The 22842-nt window shown below is 47.0% G+C and carries 15 protein-coding genes; 7 read left to right on the top strand and 8 right to left on the bottom strand.

Going from position 1 to position 22842, the window contains the following annotated elements; genetic code table 11:
- Window positions 1–238 precede the first annotated feature (238 nt).
- On the top strand, window positions 239–403 hold the full coding sequence (locus AC3G3F_RS04160) for a hypothetical protein (RefSeq protein WP_023247734.1): 165 nt from the start codon (window positions 239–241) through the stop codon (window positions 401–403).
- A 222-nt stretch (window positions 404–625) separates the two neighbouring features.
- Entirely contained in the window at window positions 626–1276 is a 651-nt protein-coding gene (gene pphA, locus AC3G3F_RS04165) for a protein-serine/threonine phosphatase (protein ID WP_488394501.1), read from the top strand.
- A 27-nt stretch (window positions 1277–1303) separates the two neighbouring features.
- On the opposite strand, the gene AC3G3F_RS04170 is transcribed toward pphA, so the two are convergent.
- From AC3G3F_RS04170 to yebS, 5 genes are all read right to left on the bottom strand, one after another.
- Window positions 1304–1495, bottom strand: a complete 192-nt coding sequence (locus AC3G3F_RS04170; protein ID WP_000457838.1) for a YdfD/YebW family protein — start codon at window positions 1493–1495, stop codon at window positions 1304–1306.
- Between the two features lie 110 nt (window positions 1496–1605).
- The gene (locus tag AC3G3F_RS04175) at window positions 1606–1842 is read right to left on the bottom strand and encodes a YebV family protein (RefSeq protein ID WP_024149645.1); all 237 of its coding nucleotides are present in this window, start codon (window positions 1840–1842) and stop codon (window positions 1606–1608) included.
- Between the two features lie 117 nt (window positions 1843–1959).
- Window positions 1960–3399 (bottom strand): 16S rRNA (cytosine(1407)-C(5))-methyltransferase RsmF, encoded by a 1440-nt coding sequence (gene rsmF, locus AC3G3F_RS04180; protein WP_488394502.1) that lies wholly within the window; start codon window positions 3397–3399, stop codon window positions 1960–1962.
- Window positions 3400–3476: 77 nt separating this feature from the next.
- Window positions 3477–6110 carry a PqiB family protein gene (locus tag AC3G3F_RS04185; protein ID WP_488394504.1) on the bottom strand — a complete coding sequence of 878 codons (2634 nt, stop codon included), beginning with the start codon at window positions 6108–6110 and terminating at the stop codon, window positions 3477–3479.
- Window positions 6079–7362, bottom strand: coding sequence for a membrane integrity lipid transport subunit YebS (gene yebS / locus AC3G3F_RS04190; RefSeq protein WP_070801320.1), 1284 nt, complete (start codon window positions 7360–7362; stop codon window positions 6079–6081). Before yebS ends, AC3G3F_RS04185 begins: the two co-directional genes overlap by 32 nt.
- 128 nt (window positions 7363–7490) lie before the next feature.
- Between yebS and AC3G3F_RS04195 the strand changes: the two genes are divergently transcribed.
- From AC3G3F_RS04195 to htpX, 4 genes are all read left to right on the top strand, one after another.
- A complete protein-coding gene (locus AC3G3F_RS04195) occupies window positions 7491–7988 on the top strand; it encodes a GAF domain-containing protein (RefSeq protein ID WP_001518229.1) in 498 nt (165 codons plus the stop codon).
- Window positions 7989–8085: 97 nt separating this feature from the next.
- Window positions 8086–8772: an RNA chaperone ProQ gene (proQ, locus tag AC3G3F_RS04200; protein WP_000431401.1), complete on the top strand. Its 687-nt coding sequence runs from the start codon at window positions 8086–8088 to the stop codon at window positions 8770–8772.
- A gap of 19 nt (window positions 8773–8791) precedes the next feature.
- Complete coding sequence (prc, locus tag AC3G3F_RS04205; protein WP_023247728.1) at window positions 8792–10840, top strand: carboxy terminal-processing peptidase; 2049 nt, start codon at window positions 8792–8794, stop codon at window positions 10838–10840.
- 193 nt (window positions 10841–11033) lie between these two features.
- Complete coding sequence (htpX, locus tag AC3G3F_RS04210; protein ID WP_000984496.1) at window positions 11034–11915, top strand: protease HtpX; 882 nt, start codon at window positions 11034–11036, stop codon at window positions 11913–11915.
- 94 nt (window positions 11916–12009) lie between these two features.
- Here the strand turns inward: htpX and AC3G3F_RS04215 are convergent, their stop codons facing one another.
- The 3 genes from AC3G3F_RS04215 to AC3G3F_RS04225 form a co-directional block, all read right to left on the bottom strand.
- A complete protein-coding gene (locus tag AC3G3F_RS04215; RefSeq protein ID WP_488394507.1) occupies window positions 12010–19458 on the bottom strand; it encodes a DUF8038 domain-containing protein in 7449 nt (2482 codons plus the stop codon).
- 339 nt (window positions 19459–19797) lie between these two features.
- Window positions 19798–19926 (bottom strand): hypothetical protein, encoded by a 129-nt coding sequence (locus AC3G3F_RS04220; protein WP_254888655.1) that lies wholly within the window; start codon window positions 19924–19926, stop codon window positions 19798–19800.
- Between the two features lie 397 nt (window positions 19927–20323).
- Complete coding sequence (locus AC3G3F_RS04225; RefSeq protein ID WP_053528970.1) at window positions 20324–21697, bottom strand: MFS transporter; 1374 nt, start codon at window positions 21695–21697, stop codon at window positions 20324–20326.
- A 175-nt stretch (window positions 21698–21872) separates the two neighbouring features.
- On the opposite strand from AC3G3F_RS04225, the gene kdgR reads away from it, so the two are divergent.
- Window positions 21873–22664, top strand: a complete 792-nt coding sequence (gene kdgR, locus AC3G3F_RS04230) for a DNA-binding transcriptional regulator KdgR (protein ID WP_023247723.1) — start codon at window positions 21873–21875, stop codon at window positions 22662–22664.
- The last annotated feature ends 178 nt before the right edge of the window (window positions 22665–22842 follow it).

Here is a 22842-nt window from a genome sequence, read left to right on the forward strand (position 1 = left end):
TTTTCTTAAACTGTATACTCATTTTTATGGCGACGCTGTTAACAAAAGGTCGCCATCTTTATTTTAATATAAAAATCAAAAGGATATCCTTAAAACTTAAAAATAATTGTTATTACTCTAAATACCTGCATAACCAGACAGCTTTTTTTGTAACGCCACGTGCTGTTAAGTCTATGATACCCGCACACGGATGATGTCTCGATAAGGATTAATGGTCTGTTAACTGTCAGGAGAGGTTATGCCGCCTTTAAAAAAAATTGTGCTGCTCCTGTTTTTGGGGGCGATGCTAGCCACGGTAACGACACCTGCATTGGCACTGATGTGTCTTGCAAGTCACTCAGCTAAAGAGTGTGCTGAAGTCTGTGGTGTCGATATGTGGTTTATGTTTTTGCCATGTTTTTGAGGAGGAGAAATATTGAATGTGAACAGGCGATATTGAGTAACTCGCTGCGCCAGGGGATAACGCTCCCTGGCGCAGTCAGTTATATTTTATTCCGCTGATAACAATGAATTTATTCTCTACTGTTAAAATACGCTATTTACAACAGAGGATATTTACTAAGCAAAACAACCTATACGCGCTATCCTTTTATATCCGTCCAGGATAATGAACGACAGGAAAAACATGATGTGGCCTGAAGAAATTTATCAGCGAATAGAGGGGAAGGATTGGCGGCATATCTGGGTTGTCGGCGATATCCACGGCTGTTTTTCAATGTTAATGAAAAAGTTACGTGAGTGTCGATTTGATCCGCAACAAGACTTGTTAGTTTCTGTGGGCGATATTATTGATAGAGGGCCAGACAGCCTGCGCTGCCTGGCCTTACTGCGTGAGTCATGGATGAGGGCGGTTCGCGGCAATCATGAACAAATGGCGCTGGATGCGCGGACTTCATCGCAGTCAACGCTGTGGTTTATGAATGGTGGCGACTGGTTTACCCGCCTGACGACTGAACACGCTGCGCAAGCTGAAATGCTTTTTACCCTTTGCCAGTGGCTGCCCTGGATACTGGAAGTTCGCTGCCGCCATAGCACGCATGTGATCGCCCATGCTGATTATCCGTCGTCAACCTATCAATGGCAAAAAAAGGTCGATTTACATCAGGTTCTCTGGAGCCGCGAACGGCTTATGAATAAACGTGGCGGGATCAGCGGCGCCGATCATTTTTGGTTTGGCCATACGCCGCTGTGTCGGCGTATGGATTTTGGCAACGTACACTATATTGATACGGGCGCAGTATTTGGCGGACAATTGACGTTAGCGCAGATGCAATAGCGGCATTTGGAGAGGTCAATGTCGGGGTTAAAAATCGCTATATTGCTGCGCAGGTCGCCAGAAGCCGTCGATAAAATCCTCCACCGGAAAACAGCCACCGTGGCGAATACGTTGATCGTCCATCGAATAAAGACATTGCTGCTCGGTATCGTAGATGTCCACAACGATATCCTCGCATCCTCCATCCAGGTAACACACAAAAAGTACCAGCGCGAACATTCCATCCTCAATGTTAACTACTTTACACGATAGTGTAGGAGAGGTTAGCGCAAGGGGGAAATGAGAAAAGGAAGAATAAATAACCCGCCTGGCGACGGGTTCTTTTTGAGTCAGGCAAGACGCATGACCCAGGCATCAGATTTAGGATCGTAATGATTACGGAACAAAACGGAATGTTCCCCGTTAAGAAGGGCGGGAACGCTGGTTTCGGCGTCCCAGGCGTCAAGCTGCATACATAAATCCGGATCGGATTTACAGGGGATAGTTAACGTTCGCTCTCCCGGCGATTCGCCATGTAACTCGGCATCGTCGATTTCAAAAGCGCCAATGCGCACACTGGTTTTCATCATCGTGCTCTCCGTTAATACGCTAATTGTGGTACGACCAGTTTAGTCGTCCATTTTTCAGCGTAGTCAACGTGCGCAAAAGCGCCAGTCAAAAAGTGCGGTTTTTTTGTGCGCCCTTTAGCGGTTACCGGTAAAGAGTTTACCATCTCGTACCAGTTCACGCGGGTAGCTGTTCTTTATTCGTGAGCCGATACGTTTTGCCAGACCGAGCGGCTGATGCTGGAACGTCACCAGTATATCATCAGCGGCAGGGGGTGTTTGCGGATAAATATCCCGACCGCGATACCACTCCTCTGCCTCTTGCGGGGAAAGTTCGAACGCGTGAGCATGATTCCGACTGGCAAGGGCTATCGTTGCCTCATGTTGCCAGCGATAGTCTTTATTATGACTTTCGGCCAGCTTAATGCCGAGCCGGGAAAAACGGACTTTTCCGATCAGGGGTTCAATCGCAGCCGGGAACAGCCAGACCTCTTTTTCACGCTGCCAAAGATGGAGATTTTCATCCCAGATCAGTCCGACGGCGTTGGCCACCTGGGTAACGTGTAATGCTTCGCGGCCTTTGAGGGGGGTAAAAGGAAACTTCCCCACTTTATACGTCGGCGCGGGCATGGCTGGAAGGGATGAAATTTTACGCAGACGTGCGACAAAGAACCCTTCGCAGTCGTAAATTTGTGGGAAAACGTGCAAGAAGCCTTCCGGCGTGAGGGCGCGGTCAGCCTCAGGAAACAGATCATCCAGTGGCAAAAATTCAACGGCATCGGCGTAGGTCTCTTTCAGCCAGAGGCAGACCGCTTCGTTTTCCTGGCGATTTAACGTGCAGGTGGAGTAGACCAGCGTGCCGCCGGGCCGTAAAGCATGAAAGGCACTGTCGAGCAGTTCCCGCTGTGTAGCAGCGATATCCAGATTGCTTTCTGGCGACCAGTTTTTTAGCGCATCAGGATCTTTACGTACTACGCCTTCGCCAGAGCAGGGCGCATCCAGCAGGATAGCGTCAAACATCTCCGGCAATGCGGCGCCAAATACGCGGCCATCGAAATGCGTCAGCACGGTATTGGCGATTCCACATCGGCTGATGTTAGCGTGCAGAACTTTGACGCGGCTGGCCGAAAATTCGTTGGCCAGAATGGCGCCGTGGTTCCCCATGCGGGCAGCGATTTGCGTGGTTTTGGAGCCTGGCGCCGCCGCCATATCCATGACCCGCTGCGGATGATTATTACCGGCGAACAGCGCCGCGACCGGTAGCATCGAGCTGGCCTCCTGAATGTAAAACAGGCCGCTTAAATGCTCAGCGGTACTGCCCAACGGCAAAGCTTCTTCATCATCGCGCTCGATCCAGAATCCTTCCTCACACCACGGGATTGGCGTGAGCGACCAGCCGTAGGGCGCGGTTAAGGCGAGGAAATCAGCCACGGATATTTTAAGTGTATTGATGCGTATACTGCGGCGCAACGGGCGTTGGCAGGCCGAAATAAACTCATCAAAAGAGAGCGTGGAAGGCATTGTTTCACGCATTTGCCTCAGAAAAGCGTCGGGAAAATAGACAGTGTGTTGAGCCACAGGTGTATCGCCGGCAAAAAAACAGGCGCGCAGTGTAGCATAAAACGCTCCGGCGCGAGTACGCCGGAGCCTGGTGTTTAACGTGGCAGGGCGGTGCCCCATTCACGCCACTCTTTCGGTTCGCTCTCTTGTAACAGGAAGTGCTTACCGGCCTGCGCTTTCGGCGCCAGCGGCGTACCTGGCGGAGTGGCGAAGGCGATACCACCGCGGATGAATTGATTAAATGTCCCTGTTTTCACCACGCCGCCTGTCAGACCAAAGTCGAGACTATAGCCGGAGGCGAGCCAGAACACGGAATTATTGCGCACCAGATGTTGGTAACGCTTACTGATGCGCAGGGTGATCATCACGCGATCGGAGAGCGACCCCAGGGACATTCCGGTGACGGTTCCCACTTCGATACCGCGGAACAGAACCGGTGTGCCGATATTAAGCGAGCCTGCTTCTGACGCCTCCACGACGATGCTTAATCCATCCAGGTAGCGCGAGTCGGTGATGGTCGCTTCCTGTAGCTCAAAGTCGCGCCGCGCCGCGCCGCGTCCTGGCTCAACGTTAATATAGGGCTGGAGAATCGTATCCAGATGCTCGACGCCCGCCGCAGAAATTTGTGGCGTAATAACGGAAAAACGCGTCCCGGCGCGGGCAAATGTCTGTACGTACTCCGGATAAAGTACGGCTTTTGCCTGCACTTCATTACGCGCGGTGATCAATTCCAGCGTCTGGATCTGACCGATATCGATACCGAGGTAACGAATTGGCATTCCCTCCGCCAGTTTTCCGGCGTCGAACGCGTGCAGCGTAATTTGTCCGCCTACTGCGCGGGCGGAAGTTTCTGAAGCATAAAGAATACGTTTATCGCCTTTGCGCCGACTGGCGCTGGCGCCGCTCAGGTTATCAAAACTAATGGCGCCTTTCAGCGCGCGAGAGAGTGGAGAGGCCTGCACCGTTAGGCCGCTACCGTTAAGTTGCACCTTCGCGCCGCCTTCCGCCCAGAACACACTATTGCTGGTCAACAGGTGGCGATACTCCGGCTTAATATGCAGGTCGATGTCAAAGGTATTGGCGCGTGGTCGGACAGTGATGACTTCGCCTACTTCAAATTTTCGATACAGCACGACGGAACCGGCCTGAACATCCGGCAATGTTTCGGCAGTCAGCGTCAGGGTGGTAGTGGGTAAGTCACTGAGGCTATTTTCCAGCGCTTTCTCCAGGTTAGCATAGAGCGGGTAGGTGGATTTCATCTTCCCGCCTGTACCTGGCAAAATGCGAATCCCGCCGTCAATCCACTCGCTGGCGCTGGCACCGAGAAACTCTACGCCGTCAAGGCCGACTTTGACATCCACCCGGCTGTTGACCACGAATTTACTGTCGCCCTGTACCAAATCCCGGTGCTGCGATTCAATCGCGACGGTGAATGACACCCCTTTACTGGATAAGTTGCGCTCAATGATCTGGCCAATTTTTACGCCATGTAAAATTAACGGCTGTCCCGGTTCGATGCCGTAGCTTTCCGGGGCCGTCAGCGTCAGGATTAAGGCATTCGCCTCATGCAGTAAGGCTTCTTCACCCGGCACTACCATAAATTCACTGCGCGGTTCGCCGTCGCCCGGCACCAGCTCGAAGGTTTTTCCGGTTAACAACGAACTGATATTCGCGTCGCTTAGCGACAGCCTGGGATTGCGTAACTCAATACGCGTATTTTCCCGCATCAGCGGAACAACGCTGGGATCGACGGTCATCTCTCCGGTAACTTTACCGCCAGGGTTGAGCGTCAGTTTAGAAAGCTCTCCCACCTCCAGTCCCTGGTACATTAGCGGCGTAGATTCCGCTTTCAGTCCGTCCCCGCTGGGTAGCTCAAGTTTAACTATTACCCCTCGTTGGCTATGGGCTAAATCTTTATATAAGCCGAACGTGTCATCCTGGGCGGCGGGTTTGGAATTGTCCGGCGAGTCAAACGCAATCGCGCCATTGACCAGGGCCGCGAGGCTTTCCAGTTTCACTTTCGCGCCGCTCAGGCTCAGATCGGCGTCAACGCCGGAGACATTCCAGAAACGGCTGCCTTTCTTCACCAGATCGGTAAACCGTCGTTCAATCAGAACGTCAATCGTGACGCCCTGTTTGTTAGGGTTAATCGAATAGTCATACACCCGTCCGACAGGGATTTTACGGAAATAGACCAGTGAACCGCTATTGAGCGAACCAAGATCCGGCGCATGGAGATGAATCATCAGATCGCCATTGCTAAGCCGGTATTTAGGCTGTGTATCCAGGGCGACGAAATGATCTCTGGGCTTACCTTTACCTGGCATCATACCGATGTAATTCCCGCCGACCAGCGCATCCAGGCCGGAAACGCCCGCCAGCGAGGCTTTGGGCGTCACCAACCAGAATTGCGTCTCTTCGCGCAACGCATCCTCCATATCTGATTTGATGCTAACGCGAACTTCAATTTTGCGCAGATCTTTGCTCAGGCTGACATCTTCCACGGTGCCGACTTCTACTCCCTGGTAACGAACGGGAGTACGACCCGGTACGATACCGTCCGCCGACATAAAATCGATAGTCACGCTATTGCCGCGATCCTGGTAGCTATCCCATACTAACCACCCTGCGATCATTAGCGCGATAAGCGGCAGCAGCCAGAAAGGTGAAATACGGCGTTTGGTTTTAATTTGCGCTTCAGTCTTCGAAGCGGGCGTTTCCTGGCTCATGTGCATCCCAAAGTAAGCGGCTATCCAGCCATTCCACTGCAAGAATAGTCAAAATTACCGCTGCGCCGAAATAAAACGCAGCCGGTCCCATTGTAAAAGCCAGAATCTGATCGCGATTAATCAGAGACATGGTTAACGAGATAACGAAAAGATCCAGCATCGACCAGCGGCCTATCCATGTCACCAGACGCAGCAACAAAATTCGTGTTCGCAGCCCCTGTTCGCATTTGAAATGGATACTCAGCAGTAACGTAAACATCACGATGACTTTGGTAAACGGCACCAAAATACTGGCGATAAAAACCACGGCGGCGACGGCGATATTGCTGCTGGCGAGCGACATAATACCCGACAGGATAGTATCTTCCTGACGCCCGCCATTAATATAAATCACTGAGATAGGCAGCAGATTTGCCGGCAGCAAAAAGACAATAGACGCCAGCAATGCCGCCCAACACTTTTGCACGCTCTGCTTTCTGCGTAACCGTAGCGGAATATGGCAACGCGGACAGCGCCCTTTAGCATCCGGATAGCCGCTAAAGTGGCAGCCAAGACAGACGCGTAATCTTTCGTCCGCACGTTGGGCAGGGCGCTGCGGATAAAATCGTTCCCATAGTTGCTCCACATTCAGATGAATCATAGTCAGAATGCTAAGAACCACCAACGAGACGAACGCTAAAAGCCCGATGCCCGGCTGCAGAAAGGCATAGTCCTGTACTTTGATAGAAGCAACGCCAATACCGACCAGATAGATATCCAGCATCACCCACTCTTTCAGTTTTTCCAGCATCAGCAGGACCGGGCGCAGATTCATGCCGAGGAGGCTGCCAAACCACAGGTAAGCGATTGAAAAAACGAGAATAAGCGGCGCACCCACCACGCAAAAGAGCACCATTGCGGCGGTTAACGGATCGCCCTGCTGCGTCATTTGCCAGATGCCGTGCATAACATTGGCATCAATGCGTACGCCCAACAGGTAGATGTGGAGTAGCGGCTCGCTCCAGGCAAACGGCATCAGTAACAGCATGGTTACCGCCATCGCGGTCAGCCGCGTCAGCGACCAGTCGCGACCATCGCGAATTTTGGCCTGGCAACGAGGACAATAAGCGCTTTGATGAGCGCTCATCTCCGGTAAGCTGAACAGCATGTCGCATTCAGGGCAGCGCTGATAGTGGCTGCGCGGCAGCGCTTCGCTAATTGACCAGATCGTTAGCTTTTTTGTTGGCGTGACGTGTGAGGTGTTCAGAGCCATGTATCGTGAATCAAAGTGTTAGAATAATGTAATCTTAACTCATGACAGGAATAATCTTGAGCAAGAACGCATTTAATGCTTATTTTAATAGCCTGTGTTGAGGAGTAAGACCACGAAGTGATTATATAATGAGCAAAACAGAGCTATACGCGGCGTTAAACCGTGATTTTCAGTCGTTAATGGCAGGTGAAACCAGTTTTCTGGCCACGCTGGCGAATACCAGCGCGCTACTGTTCGAACGCCTTACTGAGGTGAACTGGGCAGGATTTTATCTCCTCGAAGGTGATACGCTGGTGTTGGGGCCGTTTCAGGGGAGAATCGCCTGTGTGCGGATTCCGGTTGGTCGCGGCGTGTGCGGCGCAGCGGTAGCGCAGAATAAGGTTCAGCGTATTGATGATGTTCATGCGTTTGACGGTCATATTGCCTGTGATGCCGCCAGCAACGCCGAAATTGTGCTGCCTGTCACGGTTGGCGAACGGATTATCGGCGTGCTGGATATAGATAGCACGGCGTTTGGCCGTTTTACCGAAGAAGATGAACATGGCCTGCGTACGCTAGTCGCACAGCTTGAAACCGTGCTTGCAACGACGGATTACAAAAAATTCTTTGCGAGCGTCGCAGGATAATCAACGGATAACGTAGCAATTACTGATGGCGTCATTATAATGACGCCTGTTCATGCCTGCGGCTTGTTGGCTACGTCCGTTGTAATCAGGAAATTTCATGGAAAATCAACCTAAGTTGAATAGCAGTAAAGAAGTTATCGCGTTTCTGGCCGAGCGTTTTCCTCACTGTTTTAGTGCGGAAGGCGAAGCTCGCCCGCTGAAAATTGGTATTTTTCAGGATCTGGTAGAGCGAGTTGGGGGCGAAATGAACCTCAGCAAAACGCAACTTCGTTCCGCTTTACGTCTTTATACTTCAAGCTGGCGTTACCTGTACGGCGTTAAGCCAGGCGCAACGCGCGTCGATCTTGATGGCAATCCGTGCGGCGAGCTGGAAGAACAGCATGTCGAACATGCTCGTAAGCAGCTTGAAGAAGCTAAAGCCCGGGTTCAGGCGCAGCGCGCAGAGCAGCAAGCGAAAAAACGCGAAGCTGCCGCGGCGGCAGGCGAAAAAGAAGACGCGCCGCGACGCGAGCGTAAACCTCGCCCGGTAGCGCGTCGTAAAGAAGGCGCTGAACGTAAGCCTCGCGCTGATAAACCGACGACGAAAGCGCCGCGTGCGCCTCGCGAAGAGAAGCACACGCCGGTTTCTGATATTTCAGTATTGACCGTAGGGCAGTCCCTCAAGGTGAAAGCGGGTAATAATGCGATGGATGCCACCGTATTAGAAATCACCAAAGATGGTGTCCGTGTACAGCTGAATTCGGGTATGTCTTTGATTGTACGCGCAGAACACCTGGTGTTCTGAAACGGAGGCCAGGCCTGGCATGAACACTTTTTTTAGGCTTACCGCGTTAGCTGGCCTGCTTGCATTAGCAGGTCAGTCCTTCGCCGTGGAAGATATTACGCGAGCCGATCAAATTCCCGTATTGAAGGAAGAGACGCAACATGCGACGGTGAGCGAGCGCGTAACGTCGCGTTTTACCCGCTCCCACTATCGCCAGTTCGATCTGGATCAGGCATTTTCGGCAAAGATTTTTGATCGCTATCTGAATCTCCTCGACTATAGCCATAACGTTTTGTTGGCGAGCGATGTCGAGCAGTTTGCGAAAAAGAAAACCGTGTTAGGCGATGAGCTGCGCACGGGTAAGCTGGATGTTTTTTACGATCTCTACAATCTGGCGCAAAAGCGCCGGTTTGAACGTTACCAGTACGCGCTAAAAGTGCTGGAACGGCCAATGGATTTCACCGGAAACGATACGTTTAACCTGGACCGCAGTAAAGCGCCCTGGCCGAAAGATGAGGCTGAGCTAAATGCGCTGTGGGATGGGAAAGTGAAATTCGATGAGCTTAGTCTGAAACTCACTGGCAAGAGCGACAAAGAAATTCGCGAAACCCTGACGCGTCGCTACAAATTTGCTATTCGCCGTCTGGCGCAGACTAACAGTGAAGATGTGTTCTCGCTGGCGATGACCGCTTTTGCGCGTGAAATCGACCCGCATACGAATTATCTTTCACCCCGCAATACCGAGCAGTTTAATACCGAAATGAGTCTGTCTCTGGAAGGTATCGGCGCGGTGCTGCAAATGGATGACGATTACACCGTCATTAACTCATTGGTTGCCGGCGGCCCGGCCGCGAAGAGCAAGTCGATTAGCGTCGGCGATCGTATCGTTGGCGTAGGACAGACCGGAAAACCGATGGTCGACGTGATCGGCTGGCGTCTTGACGATGTAGTGGCGCTGATCAAAGGGCCAAAAGGCAGTAAGGTCCGTCTGGAAATTCTGCCGGCTGGGAAAGGGACGAAAACCCGTATTGTTACGCTGACGCGTGAACGGATTCGTCTTGAAGATCGCGCGGTTAAAATGTCGGTGAAAACCGTTGGCAAAGAGAAAGTTGGCGTACTGGATATTCCTGGCTTCTATGTTGGCTTGACCGATGATGTCAAAGTTCAGCTTCAGAAATTGGAAAAACAGAACGTTAACAGCATTGTTATCGATCTGCGTTCAAACGGTGGCGGGGCTCTGACGGAAGCCGTTTCGCTTTCCGGTCTGTTTATCCCTTCCGGTCCGATAGTGCAGGTACGCGACAATAACGGCAAGGTGCGTGAGGATAGCGACACCGACGGCGTGGTCTACTATAAAGGCCCGCTGGTGGTGCTGGTCGATCGCTTCAGCGCCTCGGCATCGGAAATCTTCGCCGCCGCGATGCAGGACTATGGTCGCGCGCTGATTGTCGGTGAGCCGACCTTCGGCAAAGGGACGGTACAGCAATATCGTTCGTTAAATCGAATTTACGATCAGATGCTTCGCCCGGAATGGCCTGCGTTGGGCTCGGTGCAGTACACCATTCAGAAGTTTTACCGTGTCAACGGCGGCAGTACGCAGCGCAAAGGGGTCACGCCGGATATCATCATGCCGACAGGCAATGAAGAAACGGAAACCGGAGAAAAATTTGAAGATAACGCCTTACCGTGGGATAGCATTGATGCGGCTAAGTACGCGAAATCGGGTGATTTAACTCCGTTTGGTCCGGAATTATTGAAAGAACACAACGCGCGTATCGCCAAAGATCCTGAGTTCCAGTACATCATGAAGGATATCGCACGTTTCAATGCCATGAAGGATAAACGTAACATTGTCTCCCTGAATTATGCGCAGCGTGAGAAAGAGAACAATGAAGAAGACGCTATGCGTCTGGCGCGTATCAATGATCGGTTTAAACGCGAGGGTAAACCGTTGCTGAAGAAACTGGACGATCTGCCGAAGGATTACCAGGAGCCAGACCCGTACCTTGATGAAACGGTGAAGATTGCTCTGGACCTGGCGCATCTTGAAAAAGAAAAACCAACAGAGCAGGCGGCAGCCAGTAAGTAACGCTAAACAGGCACAAGAAATTGTGCCTGTTTTTTTTAACAAGCGCAGAAAGTCGTCAGTATAATGCTACAAAATGTAAAGTTGTGTTTTTCTCGTGACTTACAGCCTGATGATGCTTGAAAATAGTCATAAGACCCATACGATGTGGGTAATCGCATAGTGCGCTTTGTTAAATTGAGGTTAAAAGAAAATTATGATGCGAATCGCGCTCTTCCTGCTGACGAACCTGGCCGTGATGGTCGTTTTCGGGCTGGTTCTGAGCCTGACGGGGATACAGTCGAGCAGCGTACAAGGCTTGCTGATCATGGCGCTGCTGTTTGGTTTTGGCGGTTCTTTTATTTCATTGCTGATGTCCAAATGGATGGCGTTAAAATCCGTAGGAGGGGAAGTTATTGAACAGCCTCGCAATGAAAGAGAACGCTGGTTGATGAACACCGTAGCAACGCAAGCGCGCCAGGCCGGTATCGCCATGCCGCAGGTTGCTATCTACCATGCGCCGGACATTAACGCGTTTGCGACGGGCGCACGCCGTGACGCCTCATTGGTCGCTGTGAGTACCGGTCTGTTGCAAAACATGAGCCCTGACGAAGCAGAAGCCGTCATTGCCCATGAAATCAGCCATATTGCCAATGGCGATATGGTGACAATGACGTTGATTCAGGGGGTGGTAAACACCTTCGTTATCTTTATTTCGCGTATTATCGCGCAAATTGCTGCTGGCTTTCTGGGCGGCAACCGTGATGAGGGCGAAGGGAGTAACGGCAATCCGCTAATTTATTTCGCCGTTGCGATGGTGCTGGAACTGGTTTTCGGTATTCTGGCGAGTATTATTACCATGTGGTTCTCCCGTTATCGCGAGTTCCATGCCGATGCGGGATCGGCGAAGCTGGTTGGTCGCGAAAAAATGATTGCCGCGTTGCAGCGCCTGAAAACCAGCTATGAGCCGCAAGAGGCGACCAGCATGATGGCGTTTTGTATTAACGGTAAATCAAAATCGTTAAGTGAGCTGTTTATGACCCACCCGCCGTTAGATAAGCGTATCGAAGCGTTGCGCAGTGGGGAATACCTGAAGTAATCTGCGGCAAATGAAAAGAGAAAGCGCGTCGACAGACGCGCTTTTTTTATCGGGTTCGGTGACCGCCTGGACGGTCACTTCTGAGAAAAGGCATTTACACAGAATCCGGTACAAGCTCAAAACGCTTGAGTGCTGCAGCACGTTTTTCTGCCTGTGTCGGTTCTTTCATGTTTTGCATCCGCTTCAATTTTTCCTCATCGTCCTCATTTTTTAACGCCTTATAAGCATCCTTCTCTTTCTGTTCTTTTTCCTTCTCTTCCTCTATTTTCTTCTCTTCTTCCCTGGCCTTGTCTAAGGCCTTCTCATGCTTTTCAGCCCTTTCTTCTTCTATTTCACTTCGCTTCGCATCGACTGCATCATGAATTTCACTATTAGCTTTTATGACCGTAGTATCTGTTGAGTCCTTAGATTGCATTTTATCTGAAAATATAACCGCATCAACCAGAGCGGCCTCATGCTTTATGATAGTGGCAAACTGCGATGTTTCAACAATAGCTTTAGCACTGTCTTCAATATGTTTTATAGCGGAATTAAAGCCATCTTTATATCGGCTTCGGATATCTTCAGGGAGCGATGTGAGCGTATTAGCGCTAATTATTTTGCTTTCCCAACGGGAGTGGGTTTCGTTATTTTCACTTTCCGATTTTAATTTTACAGTATTATGTACTTTATTCAAAAGATGTGTGTCATTCAAAATTTTATTCATGTGGACCTCTTCTTTACCAAGAGCAGGTTCATTCCATTGATAATGTGCTTTGGTCTCCACTGCATCGTTAGATACCATACTATTATTTTTAACTTCCCGTTCCCATTCAATATATTCCGCATTTAATTTTTGTATCGCGTCTCTAACTAACGCTTTTTCGTTGATAGATTTCTGGTTTATACCCTCAACATATCCATCAAAAGTAAAATTAGGCGTTTGGGCTTTATTCCTCTCCACTTCAAATTTTTTCTTAATCTCATCTTCAGTTATTGATTTATCATATTGAAAATATTGAAACGATTGTGGTTTAGACATCGGTAGAACATTCTCTTTCATTTTTTTTTCATTAATCAGAGCTGGAGAGTAAGGTTTGTCTTGTAATTTTTTTACATCTTTTTTGTCAATGGCATACGTGGATGAAATAGCGTGATAACTTAACGCGCCATTGGTAGTAACTGCTTGAGCCACTCTGGACTCTCGCTCATGCTCTATAGGTTGTAAATAGTTAAGGTCAGGTTTAAGCTTTTCAGTAGTGAGAGGGTTCTCTACAAGAGAATTCGTTACTTTAACTCTTTCATTTCCAGTATCCACCGAAGCATTAACATTATTTTGTATGCCATTAGGTAGAGACATTGTGTTCAGAGAATTTGCATGCGATACAATTGTTGGAACACGAATTCCTCCGGTTTCTCCTGTAATTTTAGTTCGGTCACTATCTTCCAGACTGTTTCTCGTACTATTCTTTAGCGTTTTACTGAATGATTGTTGTGCTCGTTCACTTTGTGCAGGAAAAATATTCTCGTCGGAAAATATCTTAATATCTCTTGTATGCGGATATTTATGATTAAGACGGAGACGTTTATTTTTGCTAATCCAGGCATTAGTCTGGCCTGTTTTATTTCGATACTGGTCAATATACAATTCCTCCGTTGTATATTGACCATCTGCATTTATACCCGATACATCCTTACTCGCATCAATTAATTTGGATACTCTCGCACAATCCTCAACAGAAAGTTCGCTGTTGGGCATCATTGGCTCTTTGTGTTCAGAAGCATGATCACCGACGATAACATCCTGAATTAAAAGGTTGAATGCTGGGCTGGATGAAATATAACTCGCATAACGAGGAACGACCATCCGTTCTTCTTGCTCATCCCACGTTTGCATAAAAGGAAGCAAATTCGCATGACTGGAAATTATCTGCCGAAGAACGGGAATATAATCCTGCTCTCTTTCCCTAAAAAACTGTTCCGCCAGTTCACTGGCAATTTTGTCAACGATCTCTTTAGATGGATTCTTAGCTTCGTTACGTAATTTGTCGGCCTGGTCAATGGCTTCGAAATTACCGGGGTAACGACTCAATATATCATTCGCTGCATCAAGGTACTGCTGAGAGATGATTGTTATTACCTCTTTTTTAACTTGTTGAATAATTGCAGATTTAACTATGCTGATAGCTTCTTGCTCAATCCTGTAGATGCGCTCAGGCTCAATAATACTGGTATGGAAGTATTTTTGTGCAAATCGTAATAAGCCCAGAGAGGTTATCTCTGTACTGTGTGGTTGTCTATTTTCAGGCTCCATACGAATAGACTTATTTATGCGGTGTGACGTTCTGAGCACTTTTTTCCTGAAGTCGAGACGTCTTTTTTTCTGTTCAGAATCGAACTCCATGGAGGTAGGCGTTAATTCACGATGATGCAACAGAGAGATGAATTTTTTATAATCACGCCGCTGTTTTTTACTGACAAGTTTTTTAAACACATCCATATTCAGCCATTTCTGACGAAGTTGAGATTTCATCTCCCCAACCACACGTTTGAATTCCTCGTCAGTATTGGTTTTACTTTTCGCAATGAAATCGATGGCGTAATCCAACAGAGAAACATAAGAACTGAAAAGCTGCTCGCCATCTTTGCTATCGATAATTCTTTTAATAAAAAACGAATTCTTATCAGCAAGAAAGTTGAAAATAGTCATGATGCCGTCACTACTTATTTTATTTTTGTTGGATGCAACTTGTAGTAGTCCAAGATATGTTGTCATCACGCCATAATTTTTTTCTAACCTCAACATCTTCTGGATAATATCCTTCCTTAACATGACAGATAGTATTTTTTCTTGTATATCATTATTGTCCACATGGAAAATTCGTGTAGATAAATAAAGAAATTCGTAAAAATCAAGATCGCCATGTTTTGATTCGCTTTGTCCGGTAATTCTGGACATCAATACATCCAGATATGATAATTCATGATTATCAATACCAGATCTTTCCTCAATTAGCTTATCTATTACTTGTGGATTTATTTCAATATAATCAGAGAGCAACTTCGCGATCTGTTCTTCAGGTTTCAAATGGGCCAGAGTTTTTCCTGTCTTTTTGCGAAGTGCATCTGTTAATTCGCTATGTAACTTATCGGGTAATGCCGAGAGTAAAGCAGTAAAAAATGGTGCAGGCTTATAATCAGTATCTTTAGCATGCTGAGGAATATATCCTTCAGCAGTTTCAATGAGCTGTACTTTATCCTGATAATTTCCACCAACACTACGTACTACGTCATTATTACTAATGATAATATTACAATGCAAAATACGTCCAATCAATGATGGTGCATACTGGCGCATCTCTTCAGACCAAAAATCATTTAGCAAAAGATCTGTTCGTAACAAATTACGTTGAGTTGAGATAATATCATTACGAAGCCAATCGCTTTCTTTTACCAGTGTAGCAGAAGTATAAAACTGACTCAGTGCCAATTGCTCCTTTTCTTTCCTCGCTTGTAAACTTTGAGCCAACGTTTGAGGCGTTCGGATATTATTATGCTCAATACTCGCCAGAGGTTTTCTGACATCCCCATCAGCAAAAAGACGTGAAAACAAGGCCCCTAAAGATATGTATTGAGACGTTGTCACATCCGGAGCGACGTTTTTATGCTGTTCAATTTCATTACGAAGCCTGGTGGAATTGCTATATCGTAATATTTGGCTCCGTTCGGGTAAAAACTGTCGTGGTAGTTGTCTCTTATGGTCAGAAACAGGGCGTCTGAAGATGGTTTTATAAGCATTGTAACCATATGGATGGATAAGGCCTCGAATAGACTTTAACGACCCAATCATTTCATTACTATAGGTATTGGATAAAAGAATTTCTTTTATCTTATCAAGTGTCATATTTTCCGATTTATTCGTGGCATGGTACAATGCACTCCATATTGAGTGCATCCAGGGAGCAGAATTCCGCTGTAAAGCGATACGAATCACAGAAAATAGTTCATCCGGATTAACCAACGTATGAACAATTTTTTCTGCCATTTTCGGTTCCAGTAACGCGCTTCGACTCACGGTATCCAGAATACTCGCATAAAGCGCCATTGATTTATCATCCATTCCTGATAACGCTCCTGGCTTCATCAGTGGAGGCAGCAATAGTCTGATATAATAGTTAAATTTTTCCTTATCCTGACTATTTTCCGCATCAAGTAGGTACCCTACCACCTTAGACATCCGGGTTTCAGCATCAGGGATGAGCGCCAGTTCCCGAACTGTCTTTGACAGGGGGGACATATTTTCAACGTGCGTTAAGACACAGAACGCTATTCTGGCATATTTATCATTTAACCTGACACATTCCAGTCCAGCTTTGCTTGCTCTTAACTCTTCACGAGAGGGCAGAAGTTCAAGAGGCGGCAGATTTGCAGAAAATGAATCTTTGTGAACTGAAGAGGAAAATATTTTCTCATAGGCATTGACTTTTTTCTGCCTGAATGAAAAACCTATTTTGCCGACTGATGTATCGTGCCACAATCGGGATAGTAATATTTTTCTGATATTGTTTATACCCTCTACAGGATCCAATGCCTGAGCGGTATGCACCATGACACTCCACAACCGGGGTTTCCATTCATGCAGTGAATCATCACGATGATTGGTTGAGAAATGACCATCTATGAGAAGCGTAGTAACAATTGATGGCATTTTTTCATCTGAATGACGATGGAGCAATGCATCAAGACATTGTTGCAACGTCTCCGGCGTGAGATTGCCACTCGTCACAACCCGATCCAACATTTCGCAATAGCGATCCATCAGTGGAAAAGATTCGCGCGCCATCTTTTTTAAATCATAAGGATGGATATCAAAAAGTGAAGCGGCTAATAAATTGTACTCATCTCTCTTCCCCTCATGATCTAAATAAGACAACTCACTGTCTAGTTTCTCCAGTCTGGATTCCATCTGTCTTGCTATTTCATATCCGGTTACGCCAAAAGATTCCTGGTTCATTAAACGCAGTGATTGCTGCCGGTAATGACTTAAAATATCTTTTGCGTTTATCATTCCATCGACACGGGCAGGCAGCATGCCATCTCTTTCGGCTTCAGCAAGCACTGTCTCTGTCATAAGTTTACCGGCATAAGCAGCATGTAATGTCAATTTTTTGGCTTCAGGAAGACGTTTGGTTAAAGTTTTAACTTTTTGATCGTGTGCCGGTCGTTTTTTTAGCTGTACCTTATTTATCGATAATTTAATACCCTCATCATGTTCATATCCAACATTACGGGTGATAGTACCAGTATAATGAGTTGGTAAGTTCTGCTGAGCCTCATCCATTTGAGAATCATTAGCCGGGATGAACGAGCGTAAACCGGGGATTAAATGCCACAAAGATGGATCTCGAAGAATCTGATCGGCAATACGATGTCTTAAGTTCTGGATAGCTAAATCAATGAATGGCGTACCTGTTATCTTGATTTTCTGCTCTGCCGTTAATGCGTTATAAATTGCATGATAAAAACAATTTCCACCAGGAGGAATATCAATTATTTTGTTATCTGCAGTCAAAAGATCATAGTGGTCGCCATAATTAATAAGGTTTATTTCATGCCGGATAGACTGTTCTGTATTTTCTGGGTAACTAACGCAGTGATTATACTCACCTGACTCCAGCGATGGCGTAAATATATTAAGTTGTAAGCCTGTCTCCTGAAAATCTGGTAACTTCATCATCACATGGGGAATAAAATCACCTGCATCTGGAGTCCATGCGAGATTTTTCCTGATTTCCCTATCGATATAATTTCGTATTGACATTAAATCATCATTGGGTAGGATATTGTAATCTTCAACAATAAAAGCTGATTTATTATCTCCACGTATAGGCATCTGCCTGTCAATTGGTAAGTCTGATGTCTGAAGAGAATACTCATAAATAGAATCATCACGTGAAAAATAACTTCTTCGGCATGAACCAAGGATTATCCTTTTATATTGAGGGTTAGTAATCTGGATCACTCTTAAGAGTTCCTCCAGGGTTGTTACTTTATATTTTTCATCAAAAATACCTACTTTCGGTGCAATAGTCAGCATATCCATTTTATCAGGACAACTAATACGGTTTTCTAAAACAGAAAGTTGGCACAATGTCTGATCCACATCGTCGGAAGTAGAACTCAAAAGATAATTCACAACTTTCCCTGTTTCGTTTGTTCCCGCCGTTTTTTCATTATATTCTGAGTAAACAATACCGGGTCTCATAGCATCAGGCGCTGCCAGCCTGGAATAAATCTGGCAAGATTTACCGGTAGCGCCTAATGCTCTTTCTGTTATACCAACATGATTACCATCCTTCGATCCAGGTCCTTCTGTAAGGATAGTATCGTGTGGTGCTAAAAAATTCAGTTCTAAATTCTTAGGGATAGTTATTGTCTTAGTGAAACCTCGAGCAATAGCTTCTGGTTTCAGCATTGTGCCAGACTTCATATTCATGTATGTACCATGTACATCAACAAATAATATATCAGTTGGGCTGTTTTTAACACGAGTCAACAAAATACCTGTAGGTAACATTTCTGTTACGATATGACTAGCCAGATCCGGATGTAATTTAGTGAGTTCTGCAAACCGTTTTTGTTGATACCAGCGAACCCGTTTATTATGCTCTTCTTTCCTTCTTATTTCTTCTGCATCAGGAACACGAGGGGGAGAGGGGCAAGGCGAAGAACAAGGCGAAGAGGAAGAAGATGAAGTATATATGTCATCGTCATCGTCAGGTTTTATATCGCTGAGTTTTTCCGGCAAATTCTGTGCTGAGAATTCATATACAATAGTAGGGATATTAGCTTGTTGTGCCGATGTCCCCGGTACATCAACATCCATCATTTGTTCTGATGAAAGTTTTTCTCCCTCTGAATTATGTGTTAAATGCTCACATGGCAAATTACAGGGATGGTTAAAGCCATACTCTTTTTTTAAATTAGTTTCCAAATCACGTGTTGTAATGAAGTGAAAGCCAATGTTTTGGTTAAGATAATCCTGTAGGTTTCTAAGTTTCTGGTCATCTAATATATGAACATTCAGTCCCCCTTTTTGTAAAGGGAGAGAATGCATCCCTTTGTTTAATATTGCATCTATTGTCAGATTATTATTATGTAGAAATATAATTTCGCCATTTATAGTTTTATGCACATAGGCTGTGTGAAATATTTTACCACTTCTTAAATTCCTGAAATTTATTATTCCAGAGTCGACAATATGATCCTTGCTGATATGCATGAAGTAATTCCCTACAGTAATCCCCATAATTTTTTGATAGTTTTCAGAATAATTACCAGGAATAGATGAAAGGATATCTTCTGTTTCTTTGGATATCGTCCCGGCGACAACGCCAGCATTCACAGCCAGCCGGTAGCAGACTGGAATTGCAGGTCTTTCTTCTAACCTTACATTATCTATTTTTATTAATAATTGTTCTGTAGTAAGTGCTGTTATCGCGGAGGGGGCGCCATGCATTACATTTTGACTTTCAATACTATTGATAGCGGTTATTTGCGGCATGTATTCAAACCTTTTTATTGATATTTTCAATATTAATATTAGTGAGCTAAAGTCCGCAGGTGGCTGGCGGGCCCTCTGTACTGCTTAGCTTACTGAATGTCTTCTGACGGCTGATGCGGCACTTCCTTCAACCACTGATTAAGGTCGGCTTCGGTTTAAGTCCTTTAGTCAGTTCAGCAGCGAGCGCTTTGAGTTTATTTTCGTCCATAATTGCCTGTCTGCGTTGTTGGAATAAACATATCACTAACAGGTAATTACACAATTTTAATTCCCGTCTTATTTTAGATTAAGGGCGGCGATATTCACATCTCTTCCCTGCAATAATACGCTCCTGCCTTTTCAACTATTCCTGTGCTGGCTCGCCTCCTGTTCATTCGGGGCATACCACACTTCTTTCAGTGCCGTTTTCATCACATCGACTGTATTTAATGGCTGACTGGCTTCCAGTAACGCAGTGTTCATGTCCATATAGCTATTCACGCCGACAGGGTGGAGGTGTATCGCTGACGCTCAGGCAGCCAGTTGATTTTTTCGGTCATAATGCCGCAGGATGAGCAGCGTAAGCGGCGAACGGGTACATCCAGCGAGACCTTCTAACTGAGCAGGTACGTCGCAGGGAAGTATCATGAATATGCGGAGCGATAATATGGGGTTAGGGAAGTCAGAGGCTGGAGGCGAATGAGCCGTGTATCGGGAGTAATTTTAGTGCAGGAAGAGACACTGAACCCTTTCCAGAAAGAGAAGTCAGGCTAGCATTCATAGTAACGGCAGTTTTGAAAGTTCAGGGGGTGTTCTGGCGAATACAAACCTAAACGTTCTGACTGCCGTTTTCTATTGGTTCACGCTAACCTGCGATGAACCTTTTTTATCCCTTGATCCGGGGGTGGGTGATCCGAAGTCCACTGACGATGGCGGCAAGGGTCGCCAGAAAGCCCGCCGCCAGCAGCGACACGTGGGTTCCGCTGTCACCAAACTGGTTCAACATCAGCGCTACCAGTGCGGCACCAGTACTTTGGCCTAACAGTCGCGCCGTGCCCAGCATCCCACTGGCGCCACCGCTGCGCTCACGCGGCGCGGAAGTAATAATGGTGTGATTATTCGGCGACTGGAACAGGCCAAACCCTGCGCCGCAAAGGATCATCGGCCAGATAATATTCACATCGGAGGGGGAGTCTGGCAACATGACCAGAGCAAACAATCCGGCTGCCATTATCACCATTCCCAGCGCCCCCAGCAAACCGGCATGAAAACGTTCTATCAGGTATCCGGCCAGCGGCGCCATCACCATCGTTGCCAGCGGCCAGGGCGTCAACAACAGGCCGGTTTCTACTTCGCTACGGCCCAGCACGGTTTGCAGGTAAAAAGGTAGCGAGACCATGGCCAACATTTGCGCGCAGAACGAGCAAATTGACGTGCCGATTGAGAGCGAAAAGAGCGGGATGCGTAACAAGTCAATGGGTAACAAGGGGACGGTCAAAGAAAGCTGGCGGCGAACGAAGAAAAAACCAACCACGACTAGGACGAGCAGCTCTGCGCCAATCAACGCTAGCGACTGTCCCTGAGCAAAGCCGCTCAACGCAGTAATCAGCAGGCCGAATGTGAGCGCATTCATTACCGCGCTCGGTAAGTCAAAGCGAGGCTTAGCGTCATGGGCGATGTTTGCCGGTAAAAAGCGTATAGCCAGAATTAAGGCGATGATACCTAATGGGACATTAATCAGAAACAGCCATTTCCATGATGAGATGGACAGGATCGCCGCGGCGATTGTTGGACCAGCGGCGGAAGAGACAGCGACGATAAAAGAGTTAATTCCCATGCCTCGTCCCAGATGACGCTGGGGGTAGATAAGTCGAATCAGCGCCGTGTTTACACTCATTAGCGCCGCGCCGCCAAACCCCTGCGCAATGCGCGCCAGCGTGAGCATTTGCAGCGAGTCTGAAAGCGCGCAAAACAATGATGAAAGCAGAAATACCACTAAACCACATTTATAGATCCGGCGATAACCAAACATGTCGCCTAAAAAAGACAGGGAAAGTAGTGAGACGACAATCGCGATTTGGTACGCATTGACAATCCAGATAGAGCTGGCAGGGGAGGCGTGTAGATCAGTCGCAATAGTTGGCAGCGCGACATTAGCGATTGCGCCATCCAGAACCGCCATCGAAATACCGATAATAATCGTCAGGATAGCACCGTATCTCTGCGGGAGGGGCAGGCCGTCGGCCCGTGTTTTTTCCATAAGTATTTTGTAATAATGATAATTATGAGCTGAATAATAATTTTAGCATCAATATTGAGGTGTTATGTCGCAGATTTGTAACGAAGTAAGCAAAGATGGATTGCGGGCGACCTGGCGTGAAATTATAATAAAAACTCGTTCTGAATTTTATAAAACACTCGTAATGAGGTGATAAATGGCAAACGCAGATCTGGATAAACAGCCTGATTCTGTATCTTCTGTGCTGAAGGTTTTCGGCATTCTGCAGGCGCTGGGTGAAGAGCGTGAAATAGGGATTACCGAGCTATCGCAGCGCGTCATGATGTCGAAAAGCACCGTTTATCGCTTTTTGCAAACCATGAAAACGCTGGGCTACGTGGCTCAGGAGGGGGAGTCTGAAAAATACTCTCTGACGTTAAAGCTGTTTGAACTGGGCGCGCGAGCCTTGCAAAATGTTGATTTGATCCGCAGTGCGGACATTCAGATGCGCGAACTGTCTCGTCTGACGAAAGAAACTATCCATCTTGGCGCGTTGGATGAAGACAGTATTGTCTATATCCATAAAATTGACTCTATGTACAATCTACGGATGTACTCACGCATTGGTCGTCGTAATCCGCTGTACAGTACGGCCATCGGTAAAGTGCTTCTGGCCTGGCGCGATCGCGATGAGGTTAAGCAGATTCTCGACGGCGTAGAGTATAAACAAAGCACCGGACGAACCATTACCAGTACTGAAGCGTTGCTGCCGCTGTTGGATAAAGTACGTGCGCAAGGCTACGGTGAAGATAATGAAGAACAGGAAGAAGGGTTACGTTGTATCGGCGTACCGGTATTCGACCGTTTTGGCGTGGTAATCGCAGGGTTAAGCATTTCGTTCCCGACGCTGCGCTTTTCAGAAGAGCGCCTACAGGAATATGTGGCTATGTTACACGCCGCCGCGCGTAAAATTTCTGAACAAATGGGTTACAACGATTATCCCTTCTAAGCAACGTTATTAGCATGACGTTAAAAAAAGCAGCCGCGAAAAATGTAGCTGCTTTTTTTATAACATCTGGTGAGATGGAATGGTCAAAGAGGATAATGACTGTCGGCTTATTTAACGGTTATTAAAACATTATTTAACGACGCTTATAAACAACAGCTAATATAGGGTAATCATCCGT

It is taken from the genome of Salmonella sp. FC25216, from assembly GCF_057751355.1.

What these genes read in the sequence shown, in the direction of transcription:
- yebS (WP_070801320.1), bottom strand. Translation starts at nt 7,362, where the DNA reads ATGGCTCTGAACACCTCACACGTCACGCCAACAAAAAAGCTAACGATC.
- AC3G3F_RS04170 (WP_000457838.1), bottom strand. Translation starts at nt 1,495, where the DNA reads ATGTTCGCGCTGGTACTTTTTGTGTGTTACCTGGATGGAGGATGCGAG.
- AC3G3F_RS04175 (WP_024149645.1), bottom strand. Translation starts at nt 1,842, where the DNA reads ATGAAAACCAGTGTGCGCATTGGCGCTTTTGAAATCGACGATGCCGAG.
- kdgR (WP_023247723.1), top strand. Translation starts at nt 21,873, where the DNA reads ATGGCAAACGCAGATCTGGATAAACAGCCTGATTCTGTATCTTCTGTG.
- AC3G3F_RS04160 (WP_023247734.1), top strand. Translation starts at nt 239, where the DNA reads ATGCCGCCTTTAAAAAAAATTGTGCTGCTCCTGTTTTTGGGGGCGATG.
- AC3G3F_RS04185 (WP_488394504.1), bottom strand. Translation starts at nt 6,110, where the DNA reads ATGAGCCAGGAAACGCCCGCTTCGAAGACTGAAGCGCAAATTAAAACC.
- proQ (WP_000431401.1), top strand. Translation starts at nt 8,086, where the DNA reads ATGGAAAATCAACCTAAGTTGAATAGCAGTAAAGAAGTTATCGCGTTT.
- AC3G3F_RS04195 (WP_001518229.1), top strand. Translation starts at nt 7,491, where the DNA reads ATGAGCAAAACAGAGCTATACGCGGCGTTAAACCGTGATTTTCAGTCG.
- pphA (WP_488394501.1), top strand. Translation starts at nt 626, where the DNA reads ATGATGTGGCCTGAAGAAATTTATCAGCGAATAGAGGGGAAGGATTGG.
- AC3G3F_RS04225 (WP_053528970.1), bottom strand. Translation starts at nt 21,697, where the DNA reads ATGGAAAAAACACGGGCCGACGGCCTGCCCCTCCCGCAGAGATACGGT.
- htpX (WP_000984496.1), top strand. Translation starts at nt 11,034, where the DNA reads ATGATGCGAATCGCGCTCTTCCTGCTGACGAACCTGGCCGTGATGGTC.
- AC3G3F_RS04215 (WP_488394507.1), bottom strand. Translation starts at nt 19,458, where the DNA reads ATGCCGCAAATAACCGCTATCAATAGTATTGAAAGTCAAAATGTAATG.
- AC3G3F_RS04220 (WP_254888655.1), bottom strand. Translation starts at nt 19,926, where the DNA reads ATGGACATGAACACTGCGTTACTGGAAGCCAGTCAGCCATTAAATACA.
- prc (WP_023247728.1), top strand. Translation starts at nt 8,792, where the DNA reads ATGAACACTTTTTTTAGGCTTACCGCGTTAGCTGGCCTGCTTGCATTA.